Here is a 2,977-nt window from a genome sequence, read left to right as displayed (position 1 = left end):
CCCCTGAAATGCCTGCCCTTCGGGCGCATTTCCCCGATGAGGCGCAGCCTCATCAGGGGCGCGGGGAACTGCGCGAGAATCCCCACCGGCCGGTGGTCGGGTGACGGGCCGGCGAAGTTACGGCGCGTCCACTGCCAGCCGATACCCCCGCTTGACCACGGTCTGGATCAACTTGGGCGTACCCAGGGCCGCCCGGAGACGAGCCATCGCCGTCTCGACGGCGTGCTCGTCCCGCCCCGCCCCCGGAAGCACGGAGAGCAGCTCGGCCCGGGACACGACCCACCCCGGCTGCCGCGCCAGCGCCCCGAGCAGGGCCATACCGGCCGGCGGCACGGCCCGCAGTTCCCCGTCGACGAGCACCGCGTGCCCCCGGATCTCGACCCGGTGCCCGGCGAGCCGCAACACCCGGGCCCGCCCGGGAAGTTCCCGGCACAGCACCTGGACGAGCGGCCCGAGCCGGAACCGTTCGGGCTGCACCGTCTCGACCCCGCGCGCCTGCAGCGCCAGCGCCGTCACGGGCCCGACGCACGCCGGCAGGACGTCGTGCCGCAGCGCCGACAGCACCTCGGGGAGCAGTCCCCGTACCTCGGCGCGTTCCAGCAGGGACACGGCCGCCGGCGCGGACGTGAACGTCAGCGCGTCCACGCTCCGGGCGACGGTCGCGTCGAGCAGCCGGTCCACGGGCCCGAGGTCCTCCGGCGGCAGCCACCGGTACACGGGCACGCCCACCACCTCGGCCCCGGCCTCCCGCAGCGCCTCGACGAACCCGGGCAGCGGTTCCCCGTGCAGCTGCACGGCCACCCGCCGCCCGTCGACGCCCTCGGCGAGCAGCCGTTCGAGGACCTCGGCCATCGACTCGGAGGACGGCGACCACTCCTCCGTGAGCCCGGCGGCGCGGATCGCCCCCTTCACCTTGGGCCCGCGGGCCAGCACCTCGACCCCGCGCAGCCGGGCGAGGAGCTCCTCGCCCAGGCCCCAGCCGTCGGCGGCCTCGACCCAGCCGCGGAACCCGATCGCGGTCGTGGCGACCACGACGTCCGGCGCGTGGGCGAGCAACTCCTTCGTCGCGGCGAGGAGTTCGCTGTCGTCGGAGAGCGGCACGATCCGCAGGGCGGGCGCGTGCAGCACGGCGGCTCCGCGGCGCCGCAGCAGGGCGCCCAGCTCGTCGGCGCGGCGGGCCGCGGTGACGCCCACGGTGAACCCGGCGAGCGGCCCGTGCGCCTGCTCCGGCTGCGGCTCCGGCCCCGTACCGGCGGCCGTCTGCTGTTCCTCGTCCATGTTGCTTCTCGTCCCGCTCGACGGTCGTCCCGTTCCCACCATGTGTGCCGAGCCTGTCAACGCTCCGTGTCAGGTCAGGATCGGCGTCATTGCGTCCGTGTTACCTCACACCTCCGCGTAGCTGAGCTGCGGCTTCGTACCGGTGGCCGGTGCCGCCACCGTACGGGTGGCCGAGCGCCGAAGGTATACGGCCCACGTCACACCGAAGCAGACGGCGTAGAAGACGAGGAAGGACACGAACGCCCCCGTGCCGGTGCCGGCGCTGAGGAAGGACTGGCGGAAGGCGAGGTTGATGCCGAGGCCGCCGAGCGCCCCGACGGCTCCGATGAGCCCCATGGACGCCCCGGACAGCCGCCGCCCGTACGCGTCGGCCTCCTCGCCCGCGAGCCCCATGCCGAGCGCCTTCGCGCGGAAGATGCCCGGGATCATCTTGTACGTGGATCCGTTGCCGAGTCCGCTGAGCACGAACACCACGATGAACGCGGCGGTGAACAGCACCAGCGACGCCCGCACCGACGCCACGATCACCACGCCGGTCGCCGCGGCCATCGCCACGAAGTTCCACAGCGTGATGCGGGCCCCGCCGAACCGGTCGGCGAGCCGGCCGCCGACGGGCCGGATGAGGGAGCCGAGCAGCGGGCCGATGAAGGTGACCCCGGCGGCCTGCAGCGGGGTCCGTCCGAACTGGGTCTGCAGCACCAGCCCGAAGGCGAACGAGTACCCGATGAACGACCCGAACGTCCCGACGTACAGGAACGACATGATCCACGTGTGGATGTCCCTGACCGCCTCCTTGGCGGCCCCGGTGTCGTTCTTCACGGTCGCCAGGTTGTCCATGAACAGGGCCGCGCACACCGCCGAGACGACGATCAGCGGGATGTAGACGCCGAGCAGCACGCGCGGGCCGCCGCCCGCGCCGATCACCGCGAGCGCGATGAGCTGCACAACGGGCACCCCGATGTTGCCGCCGCCCGCGTTCAGACCCAGCGCCCAGCCCTTCTTCCGCATCGGGAAGAAGGAGTTGATGTTGGTCATGGAGGAGGCGAAGTTCCCGCCGCCGATCCCCGTGAGCGCCGCGCACACCAGGAACGTCCCGTACGAGGTCCCCGGTTCCATCACCGCGAACGCGGCGACGGACGGCACGAGCAGCAGGCTCGCCGCGATCACCGTCCAGTTCCGTCCGCCGAACAGGGCGACGGCAAAGGTGTACGGGACGCGGACGAACGCGCCGACGAGCGTCGCCGTCGACACGAGGAAGAACTTCCCCGCCGGGTCGATCCCGTACTCGGGCCCCATGAACAGCACCATCACCGACCACAGGGTCCACACGGAGAAACCGATGTGCTCGGAGAGGATCGAGAACGCCAGATTGCGCCGGGCGACCTTGGCGCCCGACGCCTCCCAGAACCCCGTGTCCTCCGGATCCCACCCCTCGATCCAACGCCTGCGCATGCTGTGCCTCCAGGTCACGTCCGGCTGATGTGTCCTGAAGGTAGGAACCCGGCGTTTCCGCGCGGTGCGCGATGAGGTGACCGGCCTGGAACGTTGCGCTCACCCTCCGGGGTGCCGGGACGTGAGTCCCCGGCGCCGAGTGTTCCGGTCTCGTGCACCACCGCGGGCCGGTGGGGCTTCTCGCGCAGTTCCCCGCGCCCCTGATGAGGCTGCGCCTCAACGGGGAAATGCGACGCGAAGCGTCTGC

At 72.2% G+C, this 2,977-nt stretch carries 2 protein-coding genes; both read right to left on the bottom strand.

The genetic code is table 11. The features are described from left to right. Positions 1-117 precede the first annotated feature (117 nt). On the bottom strand, positions 118-1,278 hold the full coding sequence (locus tag ACFW9D_RS38305) for a uroporphyrinogen-III synthase (RefSeq protein ID WP_384630096.1): 1,161 nt from the start codon (positions 1,276-1,278) through the stop codon (positions 118-120). A gap of 105 nt (positions 1,279-1,383) precedes the next feature. Beyond that, positions 1,384-2,730, bottom strand: a complete 1,347-nt coding sequence (locus tag ACFW9D_RS38300) for a nitrate/nitrite transporter (protein WP_384630094.1) — start codon at positions 2,728-2,730, stop codon at positions 1,384-1,386. Positions 2,731-2,977 lie beyond the last annotated feature (247 nt).

It is taken from the genome of Streptomyces sp. NPDC059524 (genome assembly GCF_042749255.1).
Taxonomy (GTDB): domain Bacteria; phylum Actinomycetota; class Actinomycetes; order Streptomycetales; family Streptomycetaceae; genus Streptomyces; species Streptomyces xanthii.
The sequence above is the reverse complement of the archived record's forward strand: the minus strand, read 5'-3'. Positions and strand labels throughout refer to the sequence as shown.

Coding starts and splice junctions, on each gene's coding strand:
- ACFW9D_RS38305 (WP_384630096.1), bottom strand. CDS start 1,278: ATGGACGAGGAACAGCAGACGGCCGCCGGTACGGGGCCGGAGCCGCAG.
- ACFW9D_RS38300 (WP_384630094.1), bottom strand. CDS start 2,730: ATGCGCAGGCGTTGGATCGAGGGGTGGGATCCGGAGGACACGGGGTTC.